The organism is Bacillus sonorensis NBRC 101234 = KCTC 13918, from assembly GCF_001592005.1.
In the GTDB taxonomy this organism is placed as follows: domain Bacteria; phylum Bacillota; class Bacilli; order Bacillales; family Bacillaceae; genus Bacillus; species Bacillus sonorensis.
The window spans coordinates 1-25,974 of record NZ_BCVZ01000021.1; the positions used below are offsets into that span (position 1 = coordinate 1).

At 40.1% G+C, this 25,974-nt stretch carries 22 protein-coding genes, 2 tRNA genes and 3 pseudogenes; 19 read left to right on the plus strand and 8 right to left on the minus strand.

Annotated features, from left to right (window positions below):
- Positions 1-9: 9 nt before the first annotated feature.
- Both BTR1S_RS18030 and BTR1S_RS18035 read left to right on the plus strand, forming a co-directional pair.
- A tRNA-Leu gene (locus tag BTR1S_RS18030) sits at positions 10-92 on the plus strand.
- A gap of 19 nt (positions 93-111) precedes the next feature.
- Positions 112-195: transfer RNA gene (locus BTR1S_RS18035), tRNA-Leu, on the plus strand.
- Between the two features lie 198 nt (positions 196-393).
- On the opposite strand, the gene desA is transcribed toward BTR1S_RS18035, so the two are convergent.
- Positions 394-1,422, minus strand: a complete 1,029-nt coding sequence (gene desA / locus BTR1S_RS18040) for a Delta(5) desaturase DesA (protein WP_029418984.1) — start codon at positions 1,420-1,422, stop codon at positions 394-396.
- A gap of 150 nt (positions 1,423-1,572) precedes the next feature.
- Here desA and BTR1S_RS23645 point away from each other — a divergent pair, with 150 nt between their 5' ends.
- The 7 genes from BTR1S_RS23645 to gmuG all read left to right on the plus strand — a co-directional run bounded on the left by BTR1S_RS23645 (position 1,573) and on the right by gmuG (position 9,781).
- On the plus strand, positions 1,573-1,701 hold the full coding sequence (locus BTR1S_RS23645) for a molecular chaperone TorD family protein (RefSeq protein WP_224254517.1): 129 nt from the start codon (positions 1,573-1,575) through the stop codon (positions 1,699-1,701).
- Between the two features lie 632 nt (positions 1,702-2,333).
- Complete coding sequence (cspC, locus tag BTR1S_RS18045; protein ID WP_006638799.1) at positions 2,334-2,537, plus strand: cold shock protein CspC; 204 nt, start codon at positions 2,334-2,336, stop codon at positions 2,535-2,537.
- Between the two features lie 794 nt (positions 2,538-3,331).
- Positions 3,332-4,717, plus strand: coding sequence for an aminotransferase-like domain-containing protein (locus tag BTR1S_RS18050; RefSeq protein WP_029418985.1), 1,386 nt, complete (start codon positions 3,332-3,334; stop codon positions 4,715-4,717).
- 115 nt (positions 4,718-4,832) lie between these two features.
- Positions 4,833-6,128, plus strand: a complete 1,296-nt coding sequence (locus tag BTR1S_RS18055; protein WP_029418986.1) for an MFS transporter — start codon at positions 4,833-4,835, stop codon at positions 6,126-6,128.
- 562 nt (positions 6,129-6,690) lie between these two features.
- On the plus strand, positions 6,691-7,410 hold the full coding sequence (locus BTR1S_RS23650; RefSeq protein ID WP_006638802.1) for a metalloregulator ArsR/SmtB family transcription factor: 720 nt from the start codon (positions 6,691-6,693) through the stop codon (positions 7,408-7,410).
- Positions 7,411-7,447: 37 nt separating this feature from the next.
- The gene (locus BTR1S_RS18065; RefSeq protein ID WP_006638803.1) at positions 7,448-8,041 is read left to right on the plus strand and encodes a YdeI/OmpD-associated family protein; all 594 of its coding nucleotides are present in this window, start codon (positions 7,448-7,450) and stop codon (positions 8,039-8,041) included.
- Positions 8,042-8,695: 654 nt separating this feature from the next.
- The gene (gene gmuG, locus BTR1S_RS18070; RefSeq protein ID WP_029418987.1) at positions 8,696-9,781 is read left to right on the plus strand and encodes a mannan endo-1,4-beta-mannosidase; all 1,086 of its coding nucleotides are present in this window, start codon (positions 8,696-8,698) and stop codon (positions 9,779-9,781) included.
- A gap of 336 nt (positions 9,782-10,117) precedes the next feature.
- Here the strand turns inward: gmuG and BTR1S_RS18075 are convergent, their stop codons facing one another.
- From BTR1S_RS18075 to BTR1S_RS18085, 3 genes are all read right to left on the minus strand, one after another.
- Entirely contained in the window at positions 10,118-10,477 is a 360-nt protein-coding gene (locus BTR1S_RS18075) for a hypothetical protein (protein ID WP_155910132.1), read from the minus strand.
- A 5-nt stretch (positions 10,478-10,482) separates the two neighbouring features.
- On the minus strand, positions 10,483-11,592 hold the full coding sequence (locus BTR1S_RS18080; RefSeq protein ID WP_006638806.1) for a Rap family tetratricopeptide repeat protein: 1,110 nt from the start codon (positions 11,590-11,592) through the stop codon (positions 10,483-10,485).
- 470 nt (positions 11,593-12,062) lie between these two features.
- The gene (locus tag BTR1S_RS18085) at positions 12,063-12,977 is read right to left on the minus strand and encodes an arginase family protein (protein WP_029418989.1); all 915 of its coding nucleotides are present in this window, start codon (positions 12,975-12,977) and stop codon (positions 12,063-12,065) included.
- Positions 12,978-13,082: 105 nt separating this feature from the next.
- Here BTR1S_RS18085 and BTR1S_RS18090 point away from each other — a divergent pair, with 105 nt between their 5' ends.
- The 6 genes and pseudogenes from BTR1S_RS18090 (at position 13,083) to BTR1S_RS18115 (ending at position 17,538) form a co-directional block, all read left to right on the plus strand.
- Complete coding sequence (locus BTR1S_RS18090; protein WP_006638808.1) at positions 13,083-13,424, plus strand: winged helix-turn-helix transcriptional regulator; 342 nt, start codon at positions 13,083-13,085, stop codon at positions 13,422-13,424.
- 238 nt (positions 13,425-13,662) lie between these two features.
- Complete coding sequence (locus BTR1S_RS18095) at positions 13,663-14,328, plus strand: helix-turn-helix transcriptional regulator (RefSeq protein WP_029418990.1); 666 nt, start codon at positions 13,663-13,665, stop codon at positions 14,326-14,328.
- 25 nt (positions 14,329-14,353) lie between these two features.
- Positions 14,354-14,698, plus strand: a pseudogene (locus BTR1S_RS18100) (RidA family protein); the annotation flags it as partial.
- Positions 14,699-14,772: 74 nt separating this feature from the next.
- Positions 14,773-15,870 carry a threonine synthase gene (gene thrC, locus BTR1S_RS18105; protein WP_006638811.1) on the plus strand — a complete coding sequence of 366 codons (1,098 nt, stop codon included), beginning with the start codon at positions 14,773-14,775 and terminating at the stop codon, positions 15,868-15,870.
- A 220-nt stretch (positions 15,871-16,090) separates the two neighbouring features.
- Positions 16,091-16,429 (plus strand): annotated as a pseudogene (locus BTR1S_RS18110) (RidA family protein).
- Positions 16,429-17,538, plus strand: coding sequence for a D-TA family PLP-dependent enzyme (locus tag BTR1S_RS18115; RefSeq protein WP_029418991.1), 1,110 nt, complete (start codon positions 16,429-16,431; stop codon positions 17,536-17,538). Before BTR1S_RS18110 ends, BTR1S_RS18115 begins: the two are co-directional and overlap by 1 nt.
- 164 nt (positions 17,539-17,702) lie before the next feature.
- Here the strand turns inward: BTR1S_RS18115 and BTR1S_RS18120 are convergent, their stop codons facing one another.
- Complete coding sequence (locus tag BTR1S_RS18120; protein WP_006638814.1) at positions 17,703-18,905, minus strand: MFS transporter; 1,203 nt, start codon at positions 18,903-18,905, stop codon at positions 17,703-17,705.
- 192 nt (positions 18,906-19,097) lie between these two features.
- Here BTR1S_RS18120 and BTR1S_RS18125 point away from each other — a divergent pair, with 192 nt between their 5' ends.
- Positions 19,098-19,919 carry a MerR family transcriptional regulator gene (locus BTR1S_RS18125; protein WP_029418992.1) on the plus strand — a complete coding sequence of 274 codons (822 nt, stop codon included), beginning with the start codon at positions 19,098-19,100 and terminating at the stop codon, positions 19,917-19,919.
- A gap of 418 nt (positions 19,920-20,337) precedes the next feature.
- Here BTR1S_RS18125 and BTR1S_RS18135 read toward each other — a convergent pair whose 3' ends face one another.
- A complete protein-coding gene (locus BTR1S_RS18135) occupies positions 20,338-20,718 on the minus strand; it encodes a winged helix-turn-helix transcriptional regulator (RefSeq protein ID WP_029418994.1) in 381 nt (126 codons plus the stop codon).
- 110 nt (positions 20,719-20,828) lie between these two features.
- Between BTR1S_RS18135 and BTR1S_RS18140 the strand changes: the two genes are divergently transcribed.
- Positions 20,829-21,413 (plus strand): NAD(P)H-dependent oxidoreductase, encoded by a 585-nt coding sequence (locus BTR1S_RS18140; RefSeq protein ID WP_081723739.1) that lies wholly within the window; start codon positions 20,829-20,831, stop codon positions 21,411-21,413.
- A 186-nt stretch (positions 21,414-21,599) separates the two neighbouring features.
- Here the strand turns inward: BTR1S_RS18140 and BTR1S_RS18145 are convergent, their stop codons facing one another.
- The gene (locus BTR1S_RS18145) at positions 21,600-22,790 is read right to left on the minus strand and encodes an MFS transporter (RefSeq protein ID WP_006638819.1); all 1,191 of its coding nucleotides are present in this window, start codon (positions 22,788-22,790) and stop codon (positions 21,600-21,602) included.
- Positions 22,791-23,037: 247 nt separating this feature from the next.
- Between BTR1S_RS18145 and BTR1S_RS18150 the strand changes: the two genes are divergently transcribed.
- Entirely contained in the window at positions 23,038-23,619 is a 582-nt protein-coding gene (locus BTR1S_RS18150; RefSeq protein ID WP_006638820.1) for a TetR/AcrR family transcriptional regulator, read from the plus strand.
- Positions 23,620-24,049: 430 nt separating this feature from the next.
- Positions 24,050-25,375, plus strand: coding sequence for a branched-chain amino acid transport system II carrier protein (gene brnQ, locus BTR1S_RS18155; protein ID WP_006638821.1), 1,326 nt, complete (start codon positions 24,050-24,052; stop codon positions 25,373-25,375).
- A 123-nt stretch (positions 25,376-25,498) separates the two neighbouring features.
- Here brnQ and BTR1S_RS18160 read toward each other — a convergent pair.
- Positions 25,499-25,876: pseudogene (locus BTR1S_RS18160) on the minus strand (VOC family protein).
- Between the last annotated feature and the right edge of the window lie 98 nt (positions 25,877-25,974).

The window sequence follows — 25,974 nt, forward strand, 5'->3', positions numbered from 1 at the left end:
GTCACATACGCGGGTGTGGCGGAATTGGCAGACGCGCTAGACTTAGGATCTAGTGTCTTTACGGCGTGGGGGTTCGAGTCCCTTCACCCGCACTTTACAACTTTATCACATGCGGTCGTGGCGGAATGGCAGACGCGCTAGGTTGAGGGCCTAGTGGGTGAATAACCCGTGGAGGTTCAAGTCCTCTCGGCCGCATCCCATTAATACCAAGGGTTTAATCACCTTTGTTATTATTTTTTTGCGGAAAATCGGCGACAAATGTACCGCATTGTCCAAGTCTGCAAGTATATTTGGCACTAAAAAAGTGCTGACCTCTGCACAAAACCGTTGTGCGAGTCTGCACTTTTATTCTGTAAGATACCCTGCCTGTTATCATCGATTATGGGGAGTTATTTAATCCGTTCTTAGCTGCGCTGATACTTGGCTTTTAGAAGCTTTTTTTAAGTGGCTAAAACCAACAAATTTTTTGCTTTCTTCATCCCATAGGCGGAACTTTAACGACTTAAGACTTGTTGCCAGTGTAATGGTCGGAACGTTTTGCAATGGTTCAATGTTGTTATGCACTTCTTCAAGCTTATAGTTTGGGATTCTCGGGCTTAAATGATGAACATGATGGAAACCGATATTGCCTGTTAGCCATTGCATGACTTTTGGAAGCTTATAAAAAGAGCTTCCTTCAACTGCTGCTTTTACATATTCCCAATGCTCATCTTCTTCAAAATAAGAATCCTCAAACGTATGCTGAATATAAAACATCCAAATTCCGAGAGATCCCGATATCATAAAAATTGGCGCCTGAACCAGCAGGAAGTTTTGCCAGCCAATAGCCCAGCATAAAAGTGCTGCCAAAGCGACGATTCCCAGGTTCGTTACATACGTATTCATCCGTTCTTTGCGTTTTGCCCCTTTACGATTAAAACGATTGGTAATTCCGAAGACGTAAATCGGCCCTAAAATAAACATAACAAACGGATTTCTGTACAAACGGTACATTATTTTTGTCTTAGTTGAGGCTTCCTTATATTCCTCAACGGTCAGCACCCAAATATCGCCTGTACCGCGTTTGTCCAGGTTGCTGCTTGTCGCATGATGGACAGAATGGTCGTGTGCCCAATGATCAAAAGGATGCAGAGTCAGAATTCCTGTTATTGTTCCAAGGATTCGATTCGCCTTTCTGTTCTTAAAAAAGGAATAATGGCAGCAATCATGAAAGATGATGAAGGTTCTCACTAAAAAAACTGCCGCAACGATAGAAATCGCTAATGTGAGGAAATAAGAAATCGACAAGCTCTTATATGCCAAACACCATAACAGGAAAAATGGTACCAATGTGTTAATGATTTGACAAATACTTTTTTGTAAATCGGACTTTTCATAAGGTGTAACCAGTTTTCTCAAAGTACTTAAGTTTTGCTCATTCATTTGTTAAAGTTTCCCCTCCCATGATGATCTTCTAAGTATAGAAAACGTTTTATTGCCCTTTGAAGTCCCAACGTCATACACCTATATGTGAAGTATCTTTCCTATCCATCTGTAAAAAGTATCGGGAATTAGAGACTGATTTCCAGCTCAATTAAATCTTTATTAGCAGAGCCAGCCGGGATACAAAAGGCGTATGAAAATTATACCCGGCTCTTTATCGGGCCAAACTCTCTCCCTGCTCCCCTATGGAAATCGGTTTATTTAGACCGTGAACATTGATTATTTGAGGACAAATATTACAAGTAAGGAAATCCTGCCCTATATATCGATTGATTTTTGAGTGTCAAAATAAAGAGAGCTAGAAGACTATTGAGCTTGAATTAAAAAGCTTTGGAAAGTAGAAATGAAGAAAACGAAGATTATTTATGGTCAAGTTTTATTTTTTATGAGCATCTTGGCAAATGGGGATATACCATGAGTGACTTTTGGAAACATCTGCAGAAACAAAGCTTTACCGGTGAACAGCCCTGCTTTTAAAAGAATATCTTGCACTTGAACAAGAAACAGCTGAGCTTTTTAAAGCAATCTTTAACAATCAATAATGAAGTACTATTTAGCAAAGAAAAAGTTTTGAAGACACTCGTGATTCATTTCACGGTGTTTTCAAACCATAGTTATTAGGCCGCTTAGACATGGGATATTCCGCTTTTGCACCGATTTCCACATTTAAGAAATAATGCCATGAAGAAAACGAAAAGATTAATTGCAATTATTTCCGTTTCCTGTTATGATAAAGAGGAATTATTTTTGTTCGGTGTAAAGGATAGTATGAATATTGACTTTTCGTCTTGATGATACTTTGGGCAAGGATAGTAATACAATGTGCGGTAACGCACTAGGAGGCAAAAAAAATGGAACAAGGTACAGTTAAATGGTTTAATGCAGAAAAAGGTTTTGGATTTATCGAACGTGAAAATGGAGACGATGTATTCGTACACTTTTCTGCAATCCAAAGTGACGGATTCAAATCATTAGACGAAGGTCAAAAAGTAACATTTGACGTTGAGCAAGGTCCTCGCGGAGCTCAAGCTGCTAACGTTCAAAAATCTGCTTAATTTTCAATCGTTTATACAAACAGGCTCTCTATGTAGGGCCTGTTTTTTTATGTTCTCTGTATAATGCTTAATAAAAAAACCTACTCAACGTTCGAGTAGGGAGGTGGTAAAAGGTAATAGAAAAAGATTTAACGCTTCAAAGGTTTGTTTACAGTATAACATACTGAATTGACAATATGCGGAGTGTGTATAAATTATTTGTTTTTCTTTTCAAATCCAATTATATTTTTTTTACTAACCTGCCCGTTCATTTAAGTACAAGACTTCACAATCTCAAGTCCTGCAAACCATTTTCAGATCAGCTAAGATCTTTTCTATTCCAAATGCTTGGCAGCCGTCGTTCGGGACCAATACTATTTAGCGAGGAGGCAAAAAACATTTACGATATTCAAAAAAATAGCCTGCGTAAATGTGTCGTGTGCCATCCGCCAAAAGCGTCACGATAAACGAAGTACCGATTTCTATTAAATAAAGTTGGCGCTATTTATGGGCACAAATTTAATCACCAATTGTTAACCATAATTCGTCAGAACATATAGAAATGATGAAAATGGAAGATAGAGGTTGTAATGAAAACAATGGGGGCAACCGCGTCAAGGTTCAAGTCCTCTTGGCCGCATCACAGGAATACCAAGGGTTTATGAGCCCTTTTTTTGCTTTACCCCACATGTGCTTGAGTTACTTAAAAAAAGTCATAAACTTGTCCGCCATTTCCTTCTGATGGTCAGGATATAAATGATGATTGTTTTATAAACCACACAATCATATAATTGAGTGAAAAAGGATGGCGTATCATGCCGATCAATTCTTTTGAAAACTATCCGATGAGCTGGAAGCCATCGATTGATAAAACGGAAAAGCCCATTTATAAAGCACTTGCAAGGCAATTGGAGCAGGATATCGTAAACGGAGTTTTATTGCCGGGAACAAAACTTCCTCCTCAGCGGGAACTGGCTGATTATTTGGATTTAAATTTGAGTACCATTTCAAAGGCGTTTAAAGTGTGTGAGTTAAAGGGCTTGTTAAGTGCGACTGTTGGAAGCGGCACATTTGTATCGTATGATGCGTTATCGAATGCGTATTTACTTGAAGATACAAAGCCAAAGCTCATTGAAATGGGAGCGACACTGCCGGATCATGCTTCTTATGAGCCGCTGCTGCTCCAACTGATTAGCATGCTGCAAGAGACAGATTATGAAAAATGGTTTGGTTATGGCCGGGCAGGCGAAAGCCTTTGGCAAAAGGATGCAGCTGTAAAGCTAATCCGAAGAGGCGGGTTTGAAACAGCCGTTGATCACATTTTATTTGCGAATGGAGGGCAAAATGCGATTGCCGCTGCATTGGCGAGTCTTTGTAAGCCTGGGGATCGCATTGGTGTTGACGATCATACGTACCCTGGATTAAAAACTGCTGCAGCAATGCTTAGTGTGCAAATCGTACCGATAAAATCAGAGAACTATGAAATGAGTCCGGAGTCACTTGAGTATGCGTGTAAAAATGAAAATATTAAAGGGGTTTATTTGATCCCGGATTATCATAATCCGACAGCTTCCTTTATGTCTGTTGAGAATCGCAGGATGATTGCAGAAATTGCAAAGAAATATCATCTGTTTGTTATTGAAGATGCATCGTACCATCTTCTTGGCAAAAATCCGCTTCCAGCACTTGCTTCATTCGCGCCGGAACAAGTTATCCATATTGCAAGTTTATCTAAATCATTAGCGCCAGGGCTGCGGCTAGCGTATGTGGCAGTGCCAAGCCAATTTAAGGAGCCGATTTCGAAGGCGCTTTATAATTTAAATATCACCGTTTCCCCGCTATTGGCTGAACTTACGGCACGGACGATTGTATCGAATCAATTTGAAGTCTTAATTGAGGGTCATCTTGAACAAACCATTCGCAGAAACCACATCGTAAATCGATATTTTGCGGACTATACATGTTTAGGTGTTGAAACAGGCATCTTTCGGTGGCTGTTGTTACCGGGTGGGATTACAGGTGCTGAATTTGAAAAATTAGCTGCAGAACATGGCGTGCAAGTGTATGCGGCTGAACGCTTCGTAGTTGGAAATAGTTGTCCGGAAAGGGCGGTAAGGGTTTCTGTATGTGCACCAAAAACGCTCGAAGAGCTTGAGCAAGGATTAATGATCCTTAAACGTCTGCTAAACGATCTTACCTAATATTGTTCGCCATACAATTATAATATTGTATGGTTTTTTTGTGCGTGTTATGATGATCCAAATCAAGTTGGAGGATTAAATATAGAATTAGGCTTTTAGAAAGGCAGGGCAGAATATGTTACAAAAGGATAGTGCAAAATCATTAGATTTCCAAACAGCTTCTTTACAAAGCTGCATTCGTTCTCCAGAAAAACAAAAAATGTTATACAAGCGTACATTATTCGTTGTAAGTATTTCGCAAATTTTTGGCGGTGCAGGGCTGGCGGCAGGAGTTACTGTCGGTGCGCTTATTGCTCAGCAAATGCTCGGAACGGATGCTTACGCAGGGGTCCCGACAGCTTTATTTACTTTAGGATCAGCGGGAGCAGCCTTATTTGTAGGCAGACTTTCTCAGCGCTATGGACGCCGTACAGGTCTATCAGCCGGTTTTATGATCGGCGGTCTTGGAGCAATAGGAGTCATCATTGCAGCAATCATAAATAGTATTTTCTTGTTATTTGCTTCATTGCTTATTTATGGTGCAGGAACAGCGACAAATTTACAAGCCCGTTATGCTGGTACGGACTTGGCAAATCGTAAACAGCGGGCGACTGCTGTCAGCGTGACGATGGTTATGACAACATTTGGGGCGGTTGCAGGTCCGAATTTAGTGAATGTGACGGGGGATTTCGCTCTTTCTATCGGTGTTCCATCATTGGCAGGTCCTTTCATTTTAGCCGCGGCGGCATATATCTTAGCAGGTGTTGTCCTTTTCATCATGCTTCGTCCGGATCCATTAGTTATAGCAAGAACAATCGAAGCGACCAACCAAGAGTTCAGTGATAAAGATCATTTAGCGACAACTGAGCATTCAGAAAACAAAAAAGGCATAATCGTTGGTGCAACGATTATGGTTCTTACTCAAATTGTAATGGTCGCTATTATGACAATGACACCGGTTCATATGAGACATCATGGACATGGCTTGGGTGCAGTCGGTCTTGTTATTGGTTTTCATATAGGCGCCATGTATCTCCCTTCGCTGGTTACAGGTGTTCTTGTTGATAAGTTGGGACGTCCTGCGACGGCAGTTGCTTCTGGAATTACATTGCTTCTGGCAGGCTTAATAGCAGCATTTGCACCAGGAGATTCTATGGTTCTTATCGTCATTGCTCTTTCTTTACTTGGATTAGGATGGAATTTGGGTTTGATAAGTGGAACTGCACTTATTGTTGATTCTACTGAAACTGCCACACGGGCGAAAACTCAAGGTACAGTGGATGTTCTGATTGCGTTGTCAGGTGCTGCCGGGGGAGCATTGTCTGGAATGATTGTGGCAGGTTCAAGTTATCTAACATTATCATTTACTGGAGGGATTGTATCCTTATTACTAATTCCCGTGATGATATGGTCTCGCGGAGGTAAAAAATAAGCCGGATTGTTTTATGAAAACAGTAAATTTGCATGTACATCAAAAGAGATGAAATAAATTATAAAACAATGGATTAAAAATGAATCACTTGGGTATAAATCCGGCATTGACAGCTATTTCTCTTGCTTGAAAAGTGCCCATTTTGTGCCCAAAATGCACATCAATTGATGCAAACGAGTATAATGAACGACTTCAAATACTTGAAATGACGGGGTTTTGTAACTGATAGTAAGCTTTCACTATATTGTGGCCTAGTGGGCACCCCCGTGGGGTTCAAGTCTTCTCAGCCGATCATAGAATTACCAAGGGCTTATTCGCCCTTGGTATTTTGTTTGTGGGGAAAAGGTGTCCGTAACATCTATCATCGTCTTTATAGAAGCATGTCCAAGCCTTTCTTTTACTGTTGCATATTTATTGACCAAATCATAAAGAAGAAACCTATAAATTAAATGATAGGAGAATAAAACCAATACCGTGATGGCAAAAATAAAAATTGACATGACACCAATTAGTGTCCTATAATCAAGACACCAATCAGTGTCCTATTAAGGGGAGGAGGATTTTGAACGAGAACAATCAAGAGCGTGACATTTATACAGCCGTCGCAGACCCGACAAGACGCACATTGATGCGTTTGTTGGCTGACGCGGAAGAATTGCCGCTCAAAGAGTTGACTGCTCATTTTGACATGGGCCGTACCGCGGTTTCAAAGCATTTGGCAATCCTTAAAGAGTCCGGCCTCGTAATGAGCAGAAAGGTCGGCAGGGAAACGCGCTATCGGCTGAATGCCGCCCCATTGAAAGAAATTGAGGATTGGGTGTCGTTTTACAGGAAATTCTGGAGCGAGAGAATGTTGCTTTTAAATCAAATACTGCAGGAGGAACAAAACATGAGTTTAACGGTATCACACGATTTTCATTTTAATAGCCCGATCGAAAAGGTATGGCACGCCTTAACGGATGCAAATACTCTTGCAAAATGGATCATGCCTAATGATTTTAAACCTGTCGTCGGACATCAATTTCAGTTTCGGAATGAACAGTGGAATTTAGTTATTGATTCCGAAGTTCTTGAAGTGGATGAGCCTTATAAATTATCTTACACCTGGGTAGGCGGCGGGATAAACACTACAGTCACCTGGACATTAAAGCATGAGGGTGGAAAAACCTCTTTACATCTTGAACACACAGGCTTCGAAAAAGAAGATCAAGCGTTCAATGGTGCAAAATTCGGTTGGGCGAGAATGGGCGAAGAACTTAATAAATTGTTAGAGGAAATGTAAGACCACAGCAAACTGCTCGGAAAGAGGGGTGTCCTTGATGACAAACGGTAAAATGAATCCAAAGGTTGATGAATTTTTAAGCAAAGCTGCAAAGTGGAAGGAAGAATTTGAGAAGTTAAGAAATATTGTTCTTGATTGTGAGCTGACCGAAGAATTTAAGTGGATGCATCCTTGTTACACGTTTAACAATAAAAACATCGTTTTAATACACGGATTTAAAGAATATTGTGCGCTTCTGTTTCACAAAGGCGCCTTGTTAAAGGATCCCCATGGGATTCTGATCCAGCAGACGGAGAACGTACAGGCGGCGCGCCAGATTCGGTTCACCAATGTTCAGGAAATCGCTGAAATGGAAGCCGTCTTGAAAGCCTATATTCATGAAGCCATTGAAGTTGAAAAGGCCGGTTTGGAAGTGGATTTTAAAAAGAATACAGAATATAAAATTCCTGAAGAACTTCAAAATAAATTCGCTGAAATCCCTGGTTTGAAAGCTGCTTTTGAAGCATTGACCCCCGGGCGGCAAAGAGCATACATTCTTTATTTTTCTCAAGCCAAACAATCCAAAACACGCGAGTCAAGGGTTGAAAAATGCGTGCAGAAAATTCTCGACGGCAAGGGTTTAAAGGATTAGCACATCCGATGAGAAATTAAATAAATCAAACTTTAAGAATCGCAAGCGAACAAAACAGTGCCCTTTAAGTGCTTAAAAGGAAAAAAATGATGCAAATCTGTATAATGAATAACTTCAAATGCTTAAAAGTTTTGTAACTGATGATACCGTTTTATTGAGGGGAAAGAGATAAAGCTAGAGGAGTAGACAATGTGTTACTCCTCTTTTTTATGTATGAAAGTTTGCATTGCGATCACTGCTGGGTTATTAAGTAGTTTCATATCTGTTACTCATTTTAAAAATTCCTCTTCTTTAAAATAGAGCAGGTGGATGAAAAATTCATCCACCTCTTTTTATCGTACTTAATGTAACAAGATAAATAGGTAAAAAGAGTCAATTGGAACAAAAAAGCATATCTTAAAGACTGAAATAAAATAAGTCAACAGTCTCATGATAAGGAGTAATTTTCAGCTTATTATTAGTTTCGCTCCTACAGGGAATATATTTCCTTTTCTTAGCTGAAAGGGAGATTGAATATTCAAGCAGCAGATTAAGAAAAAGAGGGTGATACAAAACCGGCATTCATAAATTTTGCACATAATATCATTTTGGTAATTTTTTTGAGAGAAATTGATTATGACCTACTAAAAATTAAAGAAAATTGGAGATTATGTTATGTACAAAAAATTTGGAATCTCTTTATTAGTTGCTTTATTAATCGTTTCAGCTTTCTCGCAGACGGTGTCTGCTCATACAGTGAATTCGGTGAACCCAAAAGCCCAGTCGACAACAAAGGAGCTGATGAATTGGCTCGCTCACCTGCCAAACCGGTCGGAAAACCGCGTATTGTCAGGTGCATTCGGCGGATACACAAGTGCGACGTTTTCCATGACAGAAGCCAATCGAATCAAAAATGCTACAGGCCAGTTACCTGCTGTTTATGCTTGTGATTATTCGAGAGGATGGATGGAGACTGCTAATATTGCCGATGCGATCGACTATAGCTGTAACAATGATCTAATCTCTCATTGGAAGAGCGGAGGCATACCTCAGATCAGTATGCATCTTCCTAATCCTGCGTTTCAATCTGGCCATTATAAAACACAAATCTCAAACAGTCAGTATGAAAAAATCTTAGACCCATCAACCACAGAGGGCAAACGGTTGGACGCCGTACTGGCCAAAATCGCAGATGGCCTTCAGCAGTTAGAAAATGAAGGCGTTCCAGTTCTTTTCAGACCTCTTCACGAAATGAACGGAGAATGGTTCTGGTGGGGACTTACCGGTTATAACCAAAAGGATAACCAGCGTATCTCACTTTACAAACAGCTTTACCAAAAAATTTATCATTATATGACTGATACAAGAGGTTTGGACAACTTGATTTGGGTATACGCGCCAGACGCCAATCGAGACTTTAAGACAGACTTTTATCCCGGGTCTTCATATGTTGATATTGTTGGATTAGACGCGTATTTCTCAGATGCTTATTCGATTAAAGGATATGACGAGTTAACAGCTCTTAATAAGCCATTTGCTTTCACTGAAGTTGGCCCGCAAACAACAAATGGCAGTCTGGATTATTCCCAATTTATCAATGCGGTTAAACAAAAATATCCAAAAACCATTTATTTCTTAGCTTGGGATGAGGGTTGGAGCCCTGCGGCTAATCAGGGCGCCTCTAATCTCTATAATGACAGCTGGACACTGAACAAGGGCGAGATATGGGGCGGCAGCTCACTTACACCAATAGCTGAATAAATGAAACCTGAACACCACAAAGCAGTTTCTATATAGTGCTTTTTTTGAAGAAAAAATGATTCTGCCGGTAACGGAGAAAATGACAGATTGGGTGTCTAAGAAGATGCCATGTATAACGAGAAAGGGGGTTAGACCCCTTCCTTAAAGAGTTAATAACCCGTGAAGGTTCAAGTCTCTCGGCCGCATCATAGGAATACCAAGGGTTTGGACGCCCTTGGTATTTTTATTCTTATTTTACTCCACATTTGCTTAGTTATTTGAATCTGGACAAGAAAAAACAAAGTGAAGGAAACCGAATAGTTAAATAACAATTAAAAGCAGGCATATGCCTGCTTTTTAAGCGGTTTGAAAATTATTGAGAGATGACGTGATCATTCGGCCGGCAATTTGAAAATCATTGGTTGATGACGTGATCATTCGGCCGGCGGTTTGAAAATTATTGGTTGATGATGTGATCATTCGGCCGGCGGTTTGAAAATCATTGGTTGATGACGTGATCATTCGGCCGGCGGTTTGAAAGTCATTGGTTGATGATGTGATCATTCGGCCAGCGGTTTGAAAATCATTGGTTGATGATGACGTAATCATTCTTCCGGCGATTTGGTAAGAGTCGGATGGGGCCGCAAATGTAATTGAAATCACTGCTAATGCAGCCAAAGAAAACAAAGTAAAACCGAGCAGAATTTTGTTTTTCATCATAATCAACTCCCCTTTTTATTCATATTCTTTGCTTGAATCGCTTTCCGGTAAAATTGGATTGACTCCTCAAGTTTACCAATTTCATTATAATATTCTGCCGCGTCTAATGCCAATTCTTCAATATCCGCATACAGCCCTTTATCTTCAAGATATTTGAATTCCTCCTCTGGAGAACCGTGTTCCAAATAAATTTTTTTCAATATGTTAAGTTGGGCTTCATGGGATTTGTCATTGATGGCCCTTGCTTGCTCTATACCTTGTTCATAAAGGCTTAGTGCCTCTGGGTGATTTTCTTGTTTTAAACAAACATACATGAGCTGGAATAAAGCTTTAGGGATATATGAGGAATTTTCTTTTTTAAATATTGTTAAAGACTCTAGTATATGTTCATATGATTCAGAAAATTGTTTCAAATAAAAATAACAGTTCCCCAAATTAAAATAAGCTGACGCTAACAAGCGGTTATTATCCGTTTTCTTAGCTTCAAGTAAAGCGGATTGTAAAGTCATTAAGGCGTCTTTATATTTCATGGTATCAACTTGATTTCCGGCTATAACAAAATAACAATAGATTTCTTTTTCTATCAAGGTCTCATGCGCTTTGAACGTATCGAGCGCCATTGTGGCATAATTCATGGAGATATAGTTTTGTCTGAGGTGATAGTAAATTTCGGACAGCTTATAGTAAAACTCGGCTTTTTCTTCTTCGCTGTCAACAGATGCCAATTTTTTTTCGGCGATTTTGTAGCAGGTTATGGCCGTATTGAAATTGTGCTGCTTACATTCATACATCCCTTTAAAAAACCAATAGTAGTAGTGAATCATTTCATCAACTTGGGTGTTTTGCATGTCCTCTTTTTTGGTTTCAATACTCGATAATGAATCAGAAATGTCTATTGCGTCGTTAGGCTTCAGGTCTCTTAACATGAGATTGTGGCGGAAATCAATTAAAGAGTAATACAACAATACGGTTTGATTTTCTTCCATTTCTTCAAGCTCTTGTTGAATTTCGGCTTTAATAAATTCTGCGTCTGTGACTTGGTTTCTGCGTATCATCGAATACCAATCATTTATTTTTATAGCAACATTCTCCGATGGAATTTTTTGCTTCATGATGCAAACCCCTTTCATAATCAAGACGTTCTCTCTATCCATTTATTGCACATGTTAACACATTTCCTCAGTTTCGAGAATTAAAAAAATAAAAGTTTTCGGTGTGCCGCAATAGAAGTCGTTTGACAGGTTTGGGGTGGGATTGCAGTGCCTATGATGTTCACAAAATGAAAATAATGCAAATAAGTGCAACGAATAATTTTAAATCATCGAAATGGCAGGTTTTGATACGATTCACTTTAGGGAGACCTGGCCCCGAGCTACCCCGTGAAGGTTCGAGTCCTCTCGGCCGCATCACAGGAACACCAAGGGTTGAGACGCCCTTGGTATTTTTTGCTTTGCATTCAATTGTTTTTTATTACTCTTTGTTTGGAAAACAGAGGTTAGAAGACTGATTTACAAAAAACAAAAGATATCTTTTTTGTAGGGGGGCTATTCATCTGAGGATGCTCAGGCTCCATTTTATGAGTTTATTGATTTAAAATAGGTATCTTCCCGAGCAGATTCTTTAAATGAATAGAATCCCACGGTAAATGCTCCGTAATCCCTAATCCGACTACGTCTGTTTCTTCAGACAGTTCTTTCAGCAGATGAAGCAGGTGAGGCATTTGCATTGTTCCCTCAGGAGAATAATTTACAGGTGCTTCAGGGTTGGCGAATAATAAAGAACGAAATGCCTTTGGGTCAAGTACGTCTAAATCAAGGTGAATGGCCAGGTGCTTAATGCCGCTTTCTTTAATCCACTCTTTTATAGATTCAGTACTGTTCGCTAACTCTTTGGTTCCAGCAGTTCTAATACCCAGTCTTTGAATCACTTCTGTGTCTGGTTCTCCAGAAGCAATACCCAGTCTTTGAAATTCTTCTGAAATCACTTTTGTTTCTTGTTCTGCAGGATCTGCTAATCCCGCGATAAAGACATTTTCAGGTTTTAGAGGGATTTTCACATGGTTGGCGAACTCCTCATCTCCTTCTCCCAAAAGATTCCCGAGAGGCAATGTATGGCCATTATCATACCCGACGTATCTAACTAAATCGCCGTGGGCATCGATCCAAATTAAACCTAATTCCCCGCCGTATCGTTCGTTTAAATAGGCAAATGGGGCTTGTTCAACTAAGCAGTCACCGCCAAACATGACAATGCGGTCTGGCTTATGAGCATCAATGATATGATGAGCAGACTTTAATTGTTCCAGCAGCTGTTTTCTCCCATTCATACCGTTCTCGTTTTCAAGCGGAGTTCCATCATAAGCTTGAACCGGAACATGAATAAGGGGCTGATCATTTTCAGGCGCCAGCCAAGCAAGCAGTTCGGCTCCAAAAGAGTAGTTAGGGTTGTTTCCCCCTTGCCATTGCGGCATTAACAGACGGATCGTTTTTTTAGCCATGCTTTACTCTCCTTTACTTCAAAGTAATGTTAGTATAAAATGAACGCAAATAAAAAAATAGTACGCACTTTAATGACAGGTACTATCCAAAAGGAGAGTGTGAATATGAGCATGGCTGAATATAAAGGCAAAGTTAAAAATATTCAAGATACACCTTTTGGCTACACATTGTCCGTGATCGGCGGCAAATGGAAAATGGTGATTATTTACCTCCTCGCGGAAAATCAACCGGTTCGCTTTAATGAGCTGAAAAGACAGATAGGGACTATTACTTATAAAACATTGAGTTCACAACTTAAAGAATTGGAAGCGGATGGTTTGGTGAACCGAAAAGAGTATCCTCAAGTTCCGCCTAAAGTCGAGTACAGTCTAACAGAAAAAGCGGCAACTCTATTACCGGTTTTGGAAGAGTTATGTGAGTGGGGCGTAAAAAATCAAAATAATTAAACCTGGTTTTCTGATTGCTTTCATATTAGAAAGGCCATGGAAAAAAACAAATGAGAGTGAGAATATTTATCGAACCTTCCTTAAGTAAACCGTACCCGGTGAAGGTATGGTTTTTTAGGTTTGATCATATAAAAAAATATATGCATGTTTCATTTTCATATAAAAAATTATATAATGAATTCACGAACTGAAATTTTTAGAGATTTATGCAGGAAAAAGAAAGTTAGGTGTTTAGATTTTGACAGAAGCAAAACAGACCTTAAACCGTTATATTCCATTTGCAAAAACGCTTGGGGAAATGTTTGGACCAAATTGTGAATTCGTCATTCATGATTTGACAACACCCCAGTCTTCCGTCATTTTTACAGTTAACAATCATGTGACAGGAAGAGAGGTCGGTCAATCCTTTGACCATTTGGTGAAAAAGGTGCTATTATCCGATGAATTCAAAGAGGATTACTTAGCAGGATATGAAATCCAGACAGATGATCAGAGAATGATCAAATCATCGACCACCCTTATTAGAGATTGTAATGACCGGGTGATTGGGGCGTTTTGCATCAACTATGACATGAATGTAATGATTCAGATGAAAGAAATGTTGGAGGCATTAATGCCGCACAATGAAAAAGATACTCACATACAAACTCCGAATGCAAAAAATCAGGAAACATCGATTCAAAATGTGGAAGAAATTACAAATCAGTTAATCGAACAAATTGTTGCGAACCGCAAACATTCTCTGATGAAACGCCGGGAAAAAATCGAACTCATCCGATTTATGGATGAAAAAGGGATATTCCTCATGAAAGGTGCCGTTGATAAAGTAGCAGATCAATTAGGCATCTCAAAAGTAACGGTCTATAGCTACTTGGATGAAGTCAAAAAAAAGCAATCGGAGTGAGCGTAGTGGAGAGTATTTTTGAAGCAGACCGAATGGCCATTACGCATTAGCCGTCATTCATCAGAACGCGATTTATGTATCAGGACAATTTGCCATTGATCCAATCACACAGGAAAAGAAATTTGGCACGATTGAAGAAGAAACTTTACAGGCATTGTCTAATATAGCGTATATCTTAAAAAAAGCCGGCAGTCATAAAGACAAAATGTTAAAGGTGACGCTGTATCTTCACGATATCGGTTTATTAGACCGTGTAGATAATGTCTATCAGGGTGTCGTTGACGGTTATCAGCCGGCGCGATCAATTGTCCCGACGAACGAGCTGCACTATCGTTTTCAGATTGAGATTGAAGCGATCGCCAGCATGTAATATATTTTTTTGCCTATGTTGTATAAAAAAATACATGAAATATAAAAAAATATATGACAAGAGGGAGGAAGATGATGGATCAGTATGAATGTCATTCTTGCGGAACGAAATACAATGTGACCGAACAAGGATGGAAATGTCAGTGCGGCGGAGTGTTAGATCTGGTAAAAGAGAATGTACCTTTTTCTAAAGTATACAAAGAAATGCCTTCAATGTGGAGATATATTGATGTGATGCCGTTTGAACATGACTCCGCAATATGGAGTGACATTACTATGGGGGAGGGATATACACCTTTAATTGTATTAGACAGCGCAGAACCGAATACGTTTGTGAAAGTCGATTATATGATGCCTACGTTATCTTTTAAAGATCGTGGTGCAGCTGTCTTAATTGCCAAGGCAAAAGAATTGGGAGTGAAACATGTCATAGCCGACAGCAGCGGAAATGCGGGGACAGCGATTGCAGCTTATGCGAAGCGGGCTCATATAGCATGTGACATCTTTCTCGGAAAAGGCACATCACCTAAGAAAATCGCGCAGGTGAAAGCCCATGGCGCCAACGTTCGCGAAATTGAAGGCACTAGAGAAGATGTAGCTGAAGCGGCGCAAAAGGCTGTTGATAAAGAGAAAAAATTCTATGCCAGTCACGTGTATAATCCATTTTTCTATGAAGGAACAAAAACGTATGCCTATGAAATTTGGGAACAAATGAATGGAGCGCCGGATACGCTGATGATTCCAGTTGGAAATGGTACGCTGCTACTCGGGGCCTACTATGGATTTAAAGAATTAATGGAGAACAAATGTATCGAAAAAATGCCAAAACTGGTTGCGATACAGGCGGAGAATTGTGCGCCGTTGGCAAAGGCATTTATCAACAATCAACAAGCGGCTCAACCCGTTGAAAACAGCGGAACACTTGCTGAAGGCATCGCAATTGCCAAACCGGCAAGATCTGCTCAAATATTAGAAGCCATCCGTGCTACAAACGGCCAAATGATAACAGTGAATGAAGATGAGATGTTAAAAGCGCGGGCTGCACTGGCAAGTAAAGGCTTTTATGTAGAACCTACAACAGCTGCAAACTATGCGGGCTATGTAAAATACGATCGTTCTTCTGATGAAAAAATCGTCATTCCTTTATGCGGAGCCGGGATTAAATCTAATTAGCAGAACAAAGAAAATCATTATGCTTAGTACCGCGGCACGATTGCAAGTAAGCGCGATCCTGAGACAGTAAGAAAGCAAGACCTAAAACCTGGCTGTTTTGTTTGGCTGCCGACCGGAACGTCGATGCGGGCAGCTTCATATGCTCGGTGTCATATTTTAGGAGATGGTGATATTGAAGCCTGCACACACTAAATATTCAACACGTCATGGGGGCCATTACGTGCCGGCTATGGAGCACAATGGTGTTCTCTATATTTCAGGGCAGTTGTCTATGAATCCGGAAACGGGAAAAACTCCAGCCGGGGGCATGAAAGAAGAAGCAAAACAGGCATTAGCAAATTTGGAGCTTGCGCTCAAAGAAAGAGGATGAAGCAAGGAAAATGTTATATTATCCAGACTGTATACCCCAGACGTAAAATATTGGCCGGACATCAATGAGGTTTATGCTCATTTCTTTGGCAGCCATAAACCGGCTGGAGTTGTTGTTCCATCAAATCATTTATATGCGGGCTGTCTTGTTGAAATGGAAGCAGTGGCGGCTATAAAGGAGGAAGAATAATGAATGATTTAGAATTAGATACGCCAGCACTTCTGATAGATAAAGATATTCTCTATAAAAATATTAAATCAATGCAAGAATATGCTGATCGTTACAAAGTGAATTTACGTCCTCATACGAAAACCCATAAGATGCCCAAACTGGCGAAAATTCAAGAAGAAGCTGGGGCTGTTGGAATTACGGTCGCCAAAGTAGGCGAAGCTGAAGTAATGGCGAAGAATGGTTTGAAAGACATATTTATTGCCAATGAGATTGTCGGTAAAACCAAAATCGAGAGAATCAGAAAATTGTCAGAGACCATCGATATCTCATTTGGAATTGACAGTGTTTATCAGGTAAATGAAATAGAAGAGGTTTTTCAAGGATCAGCCAAAAAAGCACAGGTATTAGTGGAAATTGAAGTTGGCGAAAAGCGGTCAGGCATTATTGAGGAAAGCGATTTTCGTACACTATTGGAAGCTGTGAAAAATAGTCGTAATGTTCACTTAAAAGGGGTTTTTTCTCATGATGGACATACATATAAAGCGGAGAGTGCAGATGAATGCAAAGAGCTTTATATGTCCAGTGCAGACAGGACGCTTTATTTTGCCGAGATAGCAGCTGAAATGGGATGTGAGCCAGAGGTTGTCAGCATAGGATCTACTCCGCCGCCATTTATGTTTCAATTCGACATCCCAAAAGGAGTAACCGAAATCAGACCTGGCACTTACATTTTAATGGATGCCTCACAAGCAAATGTGATTGGATCATACGATAAGTGTGCAGCAACTGTACTTACAACCATTATAAGCAAACCAACAAAAGAGCGTGTCATTACTGATGTGGGAGCAAAAGGGATTACTGCCCAAACAAGAACGAAAGGCCTGACAGCCACTACAGGTCTTGGCAAAATGAAAGAATTTGAAAATGTCTATATTCACGATGTGTTTGACGAACATGCTACTATTTACAATGAAGAATTCAACAAGCAAGTAAGCATCGGAGATAAGGTGCGGATTATTCCAAATCATATCTGTCCGGTATGTAACTTGCATGAAAAAGCCTACTTAGTTTCGGAAGGTAAGGTTCTTGAAGAGATTTTGGTAGAGTGCAGAGGGAAATTACAATAAGATGACATTCATTTAAAGCCAAAAACAGTGCAATTTTGCGCCCAAAATCTTAAAACGGGTGTAATGAATGAGACGTTTATAACACTAAAATAAAAAACATACCAACATGATTTGGTATGTTTTCTTCTTCATATACGCCCCTATTCCTCACAGCTATCATCCGGCTAATTCAAGGTTGAAACTTCATTTGATTGATCTTTCCATACCATTGTAAGACTCAGGCCGACAATCATAACGATACCTGCAAAAAGGAAAGGATAATGAATGTTAAGATCAAATAGAATACCGCCCAGAGCCGGACCAAATATATTCCCCAAGCTCGTGTAAGTGGAGTTCATGCCCGCGACGAACCCCTGCTGGTTACCGGCAACTTTGGATAAAAAAGTAGTTAAGGCCGGGCGCAGCAAATCAAACGCCAGAAAAATAAAACACGTGACAAGCAAAACAGCTAAAAATCCTGACATCACAGTAGATACGAAAGCCAAGACCGCACCGATGATGAGACAAAGCTGAATCATCCTTTTCTCGCCAATTTTATTGACCAATTTCCCGAATAATAAAACTTGAATAATGACGGCAACAATGGAACTGAGCGTAATAATGGTCGCGATATCCTTTGGTGTGAAGCCGAATTTATGATCGGAAAACAAGCTAAATACCGTTTCATAGGCTGATAAGCCGAAAGCCAGCACAAAGACGATAATAAATGCAATGAAATAGACAGGATGAATCGACTTCTTCAAGTCTTTAAAGAAACTGGATTCCTTTGTATGAGATGAGAGTTGTTCGCGTTCTTCTTTTGACAATGATTCTTTTAATATAAAAACGGAAGAGACGGCTGCTATTAATGCTAAGCCGGCAGCAAAGAAAAATGGCATGCGAATGCCATAATCGGCAATAAACCCTCCTGCACCAGGTCCGATAATAAAGCCGGTGCTAATCGCGGCAGATACATAACCCATAGCCTTTGACCTTTCCTGCAGGGTTGTTATATCAGCCACATACGCTGTTACAGCAGGCATGATAAAGGCCGCGCTGATTCCGCCCAATATCCTCGATAAATAAAACATTGAAACATGGGTCCCCAATCCAAAAATCAACTCTGATATACTGAATACAAGCAATCCGAGGACAATCATTTTTTTTCTTCCAAAACGGTCAGCCCATCTTCCTGCGAAAGGGGAAGTGATTAATTGGGAAATGGCGAAAACCGCAACAAGATACCCCATGGTACTGCCGGATAAATGCATGATATTCATAAAAGAAGGCATAACCGGAATAATTAAACCGATGCCAAGAAATGCGATGAAAATGTTGCTTAATAAAATAATAAGCACCGTTTTTTGTTCTTTAATTGATTTTTTCATCTGTGAAAACTCCTCTAACATTAATCAAGGCAAAGAGTAACGCTTTGTTTTGCCATTTATACTTTGAGAATGATCCAAGACAAGCGAAGAGATTTTCCGCTTCAAACTGATCCTTTTCTTTGTTGATCGAAGCCTCTTTCCAGTACAATAATCATAAAGTATATAGCTACCGTATAGTCAAGGAGATTTTTTATGAGCGAAGATTTAAAAAAGTATTTCACAACAGGTGAGTTTGCCAAGCTCTGCAACATAAAAAAACAAACGCTGTTTCATTATGACGAGATTGGTCTGTTTTCTCCGGAAATAAAAAAAGACAATGGCTATAGATATTATTCTTATCATCAATTTGAGCTTTTTCAAGTGATCAATTTGTTTAAAGAGGTTGGTGTACCGTTAAAAGAAATCAAATCCCTCATAAAAGGCAAAACACCGGGCAGGATCGTACCGCTTCTGAAAGAAAAGACTGTTGAAATTGAGGACAAAATCAACAAGCTTAAGCATTTGCAAAAGATTATACAGACGAAAGTGGCGTTAGCTGAACAAGCATTAAAAACAGATTTTTCTTCGGTTTCTTTTCAGTTTTTAAATGAAGAAAAATATCTGATCAGCAGATATACATTAGATTTACCAGAACGAAAATACATTGCGGCCATTTCAGAACTCATTCACTATGTTGAGTCCCGCAAATTAGATGAGGGCTATCCTGTCGGCGGGATATTTGCACGGGAACAAATTCTAAAAAAAGACTTCTATAATTACAGTCACTTTTATATAAAAGTAAAAGAAGGAATCGATACGGTAAACCATCATGTGAGACCAAAAGGGCTGTATGCAGTCGGCTATCAAAAAGGCGAAGAAGTTGAAGATGCCTACAGCAGAATGATTCAATTCATTGAAAAGAACGGGATGCAGATAGGCGAGTATGCATATGAGGAATTCATGCTTGATGAAGTGATGGTCGATGGATTTGAAAATCAAATCACCAAAATCTTCATTCAAGTTAAAGAGATGTAACGGATTTTTTTGATGTAAACGAACCTGGCACCAATGAGATATGCATGAAATAACCATCTTTATAGCGGAAAACAGTGCCCATTGAGCTCTTGGGAAACGGGCTTTAAAACAGGAGAAGGGCTGCATGAGCTGCAGTTCTTTTTGTTTCAATAGATAGCACGTATTTTTAAAAAGGCATTGCCTAAGACGCAACGTCACAGATGATGATAGATCCTGAAAGGGGGAATGGTTTTGAAAGTGAGTCAATTTGCGCAAAGTGGGAATACGACTGTAAAGACACTGAGGCATTACGAAAAAGTAGGTGAAGCTCATAATCCAGGCCTTCACGGCCGCATCATAGGAATACCAAGGGTTGTGATGCCCCTGGTATTTTTTTTGCGAAATCAGGAATGGTTTTCGAGGCTAAAGTCAATTAGATTTAATCTTCAGCTTTAAGCGTGGTTTCGATGTTAACCATTCTGTCTTTATACTTCTCTCCCCATTCCTTCATGTGTAAAATAATAGGTTCCAAAGTTTTTCCAAACTCAGTTAAAGAGTATTCCACTTTTGGAGGGACCTGTTTATAAACCTCGCGGTGAATCACGCCATCACGTTCCAGTTCCCTTAATTGTAAAGTAAGCATGCGCTGGGTAATTTTAGGATAAAGTCTTCGGAATTCATTAAATCTCTTTTTGCCGTCAATGAGATGATAAAGGAGAACGCCTTTCCATTTACCGCCAATTATATCTAATGTGGTCTCCACCGGGCATCCTTCAAAGTGATCCGAAGAATAATCAAAACCAAGTTTTCGATTTCTCATGCTGTTCACTCCTCATAGTATACTTTTTGATACTATATACAATTAATGTGCGTACTTTTTATATTTTAATATACATCATATAATGATGTCACATCAAAGAAATGAAAGGAATGATTCATATGAAAACACTAGTAATCGTAGTACATCCGAACATCGAAGCTTCTCGAATCAACAAAAAGTGGAAAGAAGCGGTTTTAAGTGAACCGGGAATAACTGTCCATGATCTTTATGAAAAATATCGCCATCAACCGATTGATGTGGAATATGAACAACAATTGCTTCTTGCCCATGATCGTATTGTTTTTCAATTTCCATTATACTGGTACAGCAGTCCCCCGCTTTTAAAACAGTGGTTTGATGAGGTGTTTACTTTTGGTTGGGCTCATGGCCCCGGCGGAACGAAATTGAAAGGAAAAGAGTGGGTGACGGCCATGTCCATCGGTTCACCTGAACATTCTTATCAAGCCGGCGGATATAACTTATTTTCAATAAGCGAACTGACAAAGCCGTTCCAGGCGTCTGCCAGTTTAGTAGGCATGGCCTATCTGCCTTCCTTTGCCGAATATCGCGCCAATAAAATCAGTGACCAAGAAATCGCCCAAAGTGCGAGTCGGTATGTAGAACATATTACAAATATAGAATTAAACCCTAAGGTTCGCCTGCGTAACTATCTGAAGCAACTAGAAAGTGAATAGATTTAATTTATAAAAAAATCGTCGAAAATCCTGTTATCATCACACAGGATTTTTCTTGTTCAGCAAACCGCTCCGATTCAATGATAGGAAATTTACGCCAAGGGATGTTGACTTACCGAGAAAAAAGAAAAATACACCAAAAATAAGCGATCAGCTTGTACCTGACTGCTTATTTTTGGTGAAAGACTATTTTTCTGTGGCGAAATAAAGCAAAGCTATGACCGGAAAAGCGATGCCAATCCATAATGTTGTACCCCATCCGCCTGAGGCGTATGCCCACCCTCCAATTGACGATCCTATAGCCCCGCCTAGAAAGAAGATTGCCATGAATAATCCGTTCAACCGACTGCGAATTTCTGGTGCCAACGAAAAAATGGCACGTTGGCTGAGCACAAGATTTGCAGATACGCCCATATCTAACAGAATAGCTGCGACCACTAGAACTGCTATTCCGACGGGGGAGCTGCTCTGAATTACTAGCGGCAGTAATAAAGAAGCGATGACAACACCGAGAGCTATTCCAGTGGCAAGCCGGGTCAAGCCGCGATCAGCCAGACGGCCGCCTATTGGCGCAGCTACTGCACCTGCAATGCCCACAAGTGCGTATAGTGCTATTGCCTTTTGCGAAAAATGAAAAGCAGGACTGGACAATAATAATGGAACAGTAGTCCAGAACAAGCTGAAAGCTCCAAATACAAACGCATGATAGACGGCACGACGGCGTAAGACTGGAGTCGTGCGCAGCAACTTCCACATTGAACCCAGTAAGGCAGTATAGTTTGTGTTTGCTGTTGGTTTTCTGGCAGGGAGCACTTTTGATAATACGATTGCCAGGACAGCACTAACCGCCGCGGACAAAGCAAATATTGCATTCCACCCCCAGATATCAGCGACTAGACTGGATATCGGACGGGAAAGCATGATACCGAGTAATAGGCCGCTCATGACATTGCCGACAACACGACCGCGTGCAGCGTCTGAGGCAAGGTATGATGCGAATGGTACGAGCACTTGGGCTGCGATCGATCCCAACCCGATCAAAAACGCAGCTGCTAAAAACAGTGTTCCATGTTTCACAAATGCTGTTGCAGTCAGAGCCGCTGCGCTTAGAAGGAGCGATACAACGACAAGTTTTTTGTTTTCGATAATATCTCCCAAAGGGACGAGAAATAGTAAGCCGGCAACATATCCAATCTGGGTGAGTGTGACAATCAATCCAGCACTGCTAGGAGAAAGTCCAATGGCCTTACTAATTAATCCGACCAAGGGTTGTGCATAGTAAAGATTAGCGACAATGATACCGCATGAAGTTGCGAGAAGAACGGTTAAACTGGGTGAAATCCTCTTATTAGTTGTGTGTGTGTTTAAATTAGCCATGATTAAGCTCCTTGTTTAATGATTTTAAGATTTAGCCATGATTTGTTTCGCTGATTAATCTCCTTTCCATGGATTCAATAGATGAAGACTCCTCTCAGGTTATTTTGTAAACTAAACGTTTAGTTTTATTTATAGGGAAATAATATACTAAACGTTCAGTTTTGTAAATGGTTTTTTTCTATTTTCTTTTTTACTCACATTAAGTACACTAAACGTATAGTTTATATTTTGGGAAGGAATGATTCATGTGCAGAGTAAACGAGGGCGGCCGCGTGATGAGGGAACGCATAAGGCGATTCTTTCTGCAGCCTATGAACTATTGCTGGAAAATGGCTTTGATGCGGTGACAGTCGATAAAATTGCAGAGCGTGCTAAAGTGAGTAAAGCAACGATTTATAAATGGTGGTCTAACAAGGCTGCCGTTATAATGGACAGCTTTCTGTCGACCGCTACGGACAGATTGCCTGTGCCTGATACAGGATCGGCAGTAAATGACATATTAACCCATGCCACGAATTTAGCAAGGTTTTTGACAAGCCGGGAAGGAACCGTTATTACGGAATTAATAGGTGCAGGACAGTTGGATGCAAAATTGGCAGAAGAATATCGCGCACGATTTTTCCAGCCTCGCCGCCTCCAAGCTAAGGGTCTTTTAGAGAAGGGAATTCAGACAGGAGAATTGCGAGAGAATCTTGATATTGAAGTGAGCATAGATCTCATTTACGGACCGATTTTCTATCGACTGCTTATAACCGGGGACGAGGTGAACGATTCCTATGTGCATGATTTGGTGATGAATGCGTTTAAAGGAATTCGGCTGCCAGAATAGATGCGGGATCTGGGAACATCTTATATAGCCGTTTTCAATCATAGACTTGATTCATCAGCCTCTCTGCCGCATTCCCGAGATACCAAGGGATTTGATGTCCTTGGTTTTTTTATGTTTTGCTCTCATTTATGTTATACTCGAACGGTTGCTTTTCGGTCAGCTTTTTATGCAAATAACAAAATTGATAATTTCCTATAAAGGAAAAATCAACCTCTTTTTAAATTATTCGGAATATATAGCGAAATTCAATTTTTTGAAACGTTTAAAGTTTGGTTAAGGATGTTATAATGAGTTAGTTAATGAACCTCTGATTTTCTGGGCCGAGGGTAATAAAGAAAAAGCAGGAGTGGAATTTTAATATGTAATAACTGCATTCTATATACTACATAGCTAACATTACAGATATTATTTACACATCGGAGGATTACTAGTGGGACAAAAAATTCCGTTATCTTTTGTAATTATTATAGGTCTAATGTTATTCGCGCTATTTTTCGGAGCAGGAAATTTAATTTTCCCACCGATGCTTGGTCAATTAGCCGGAACAAATTTATGGACGGCTAATGCAGGCTTTTTAGTCACTGGAGTTGGATTGCCGCTGCTCGGCATTACAGCGTTTGTGTTTTCGGGAAAAAATGATCTTCAATCTTTAGCGGGCCGTGTGCATCCATTATTCGGGCTGGTGTTTACCGTCGTTCTGTATCTGGCGATCGGTCCTTTTTTTGCGATACCGAGATCGGGGAGTGTGTCGTTTGAGATTGGGGTTAAACCTTTTTTATCTCATGATCCGGGACATGTCCCTTTAATTATATTTACGGTTATATTTTATACAATTGCATGTTTACTTTCACTTAATCCCGCCAAAATCGTTGATATTGTCGGAAAAGTGTTAACGCCGATTAAATTGACTTTTATAGGAATACTTGTAATTGTAGCAATTTTCAACCCAATCGGTTCTTTTCAATCGCCTTCAAAAGAGTATTCGGCACATGAATTTTTTAAAGGGTTTCAAGAAGGCTATTTAACATTGGATGCGCTTGTGGCATTTGTGTTTGGGATTATTATTGTGAAGGCTATTAAAGAAAAAGGTACTACAGATAGAAAACAAGTCTTGGCTGTTTGCGTAAAAGCAGCAATTATCGCTGCGACACTCTTAGCCTTTCTTTATTCTGCGCTTGCTTATATGGGTGCCTCGAGCGTTGAAAAATTAGGCCGGTTTGAAAATGGGGCTGAAGTGTTGGCGAAAGTGTCAGAATATTATTTTGGTTCTTATGGCGCGATCTTATTAGGATTAATGATTACCGTGGCGTGTTTGACCACAAGTGTGGGGCTTATCACTGCCTGCGCTTCATTTTTTCATCAATTGTTTCCGGGGGTTTCTTACAGAAATCTGGCGATTGCGTTGTCCATATTTAGTGCAGTGGTTGCTAATTTAGGACTGACACAGCTGATTAACATTTCACTCCCGGTTTTAATGACGATGTATCCAATCGCGATTACGTTAATGTTTCTAACATTTTTGCATTCAGCCTTTAAAGGCAGGTCAGAGGTCTATCAAGGCAGCTTAATCTTAACATTTATCGTGAGCTTGTTTGATGGCTTAAATGCCGGAGGAATAAAAGTCGAAGTCATTCATGATGTCTTCACTCATTTTCTTCCATTCTACAGCATAGGTTTAGGCTGGCTCCTTCCTGCTGTTATAGGCGGGCTTGGCGGTTATATGATGAGTTTGATGCGAAAAAGACGTATTGCGTAATATAGTGGACGAAACCGCCGCATCACAGAAATACCAAGGGTTTTGAACCCTTGGTATTTTTTGCTGTCTAAAATCGCGGCGAAAGGTCTGTTAAACGAAGAATGAAGCGGGAGCATTTTCTTTCTACAGATACTGTGATATTTCAATGAGGTTCTGATCTGGATCTCTCATATAAACAGATACAATCGGGCCGAGCGCACCGGTTCTTCTGACAGGCCCTTCCTCAATGCTGACGTTGTTTTTTCTTAGATGCCCGATGATATGATCTATCGTTTCGTCAGAAATAAAGCACAAATCCGCAGATCCAGGCAACGGGTGTTTTGCTTTGGGATCGAATTCATTGCCGGCCTCATGCAAATTTATTTTTTGATTGCCGAAACGCAATGCTTTTCGGCCTGAACCAAACGTTTCTTATTCCATTCCCAAAACACATGTGTAAAAGTTTATCGTTTCCTGAAGGTTTTTCACGGTTAACACAAAATGGTCAAGTCGTTTGATCATGTACGTTTCCTCCTCTATACAATGTAAAGAAATTCGACTGCATACATTTGAAATCCTGTTTGCCAGGCTGATTACTGAAAAGGCAAAGGGGCTTAAAA

Coding starts and splice junctions, on each gene's coding strand:
- desA (WP_029418984.1), bottom strand. CDS start 1,422: ATGAATGAGCAAAACTTAAGTACTTTGAGAAAACTGGTTACACCTTAT.
- cspC (WP_006638799.1), top strand. CDS start 2,334: ATGGAACAAGGTACAGTTAAATGGTTTAATGCAGAAAAAGGTTTTGGA.
- BTR1S_RS18050 (WP_029418985.1), top strand. CDS start 3,332: ATGCCGATCAATTCTTTTGAAAACTATCCGATGAGCTGGAAGCCATCG.
- BTR1S_RS18055 (WP_029418986.1), top strand. CDS start 4,833: ATGTTACAAAAGGATAGTGCAAAATCATTAGATTTCCAAACAGCTTCT.
- BTR1S_RS18065 (WP_006638803.1), top strand. CDS start 7,448: ATGACAAACGGTAAAATGAATCCAAAGGTTGATGAATTTTTAAGCAAA.
- gmuG (WP_029418987.1), top strand. CDS start 8,696: ATGTACAAAAAATTTGGAATCTCTTTATTAGTTGCTTTATTAATCGTT.
- BTR1S_RS18075 (WP_155910132.1), bottom strand. CDS start 10,477: ATGAAAAACAAAATTCTGCTCGGTTTTACTTTGTTTTCTTTGGCTGCA.
- BTR1S_RS18080 (WP_006638806.1), bottom strand. CDS start 11,592: ATGAAGCAAAAAATTCCATCGGAGAATGTTGCTATAAAAATAAATGAT.
- BTR1S_RS18085 (WP_029418989.1), bottom strand. CDS start 12,977: ATGGCTAAAAAAACGATCCGTCTGTTAATGCCGCAATGGCAAGGGGGA.
- BTR1S_RS18090 (WP_006638808.1), top strand. CDS start 13,083: ATGAGCATGGCTGAATATAAAGGCAAAGTTAAAAATATTCAAGATACA.
- thrC (WP_006638811.1), top strand. CDS start 14,773: ATGGATCAGTATGAATGTCATTCTTGCGGAACGAAATACAATGTGACC.
- BTR1S_RS18115 (WP_029418991.1), top strand. CDS start 16,429: ATGAATGATTTAGAATTAGATACGCCAGCACTTCTGATAGATAAAGAT.
- BTR1S_RS18120 (WP_006638814.1), bottom strand. CDS start 18,905: ATGAAAAAATCAATTAAAGAACAAAAAACGGTGCTTATTATTTTATTA.
- BTR1S_RS18125 (WP_029418992.1), top strand. CDS start 19,098: ATGAGCGAAGATTTAAAAAAGTATTTCACAACAGGTGAGTTTGCCAAG.
- BTR1S_RS18135 (WP_029418994.1), bottom strand. CDS start 20,718: ATGAGAAATCGAAAACTTGGTTTTGATTATTCTTCGGATCACTTTGAA.
- BTR1S_RS18140 (WP_081723739.1), top strand. CDS start 20,829: ATGATTCATATGAAAACACTAGTAATCGTAGTACATCCGAACATCGAA.
- BTR1S_RS18145 (WP_006638819.1), bottom strand. CDS start 22,790: ATGGCTAATTTAAACACACACACAACTAATAAGAGGATTTCACCCAGT.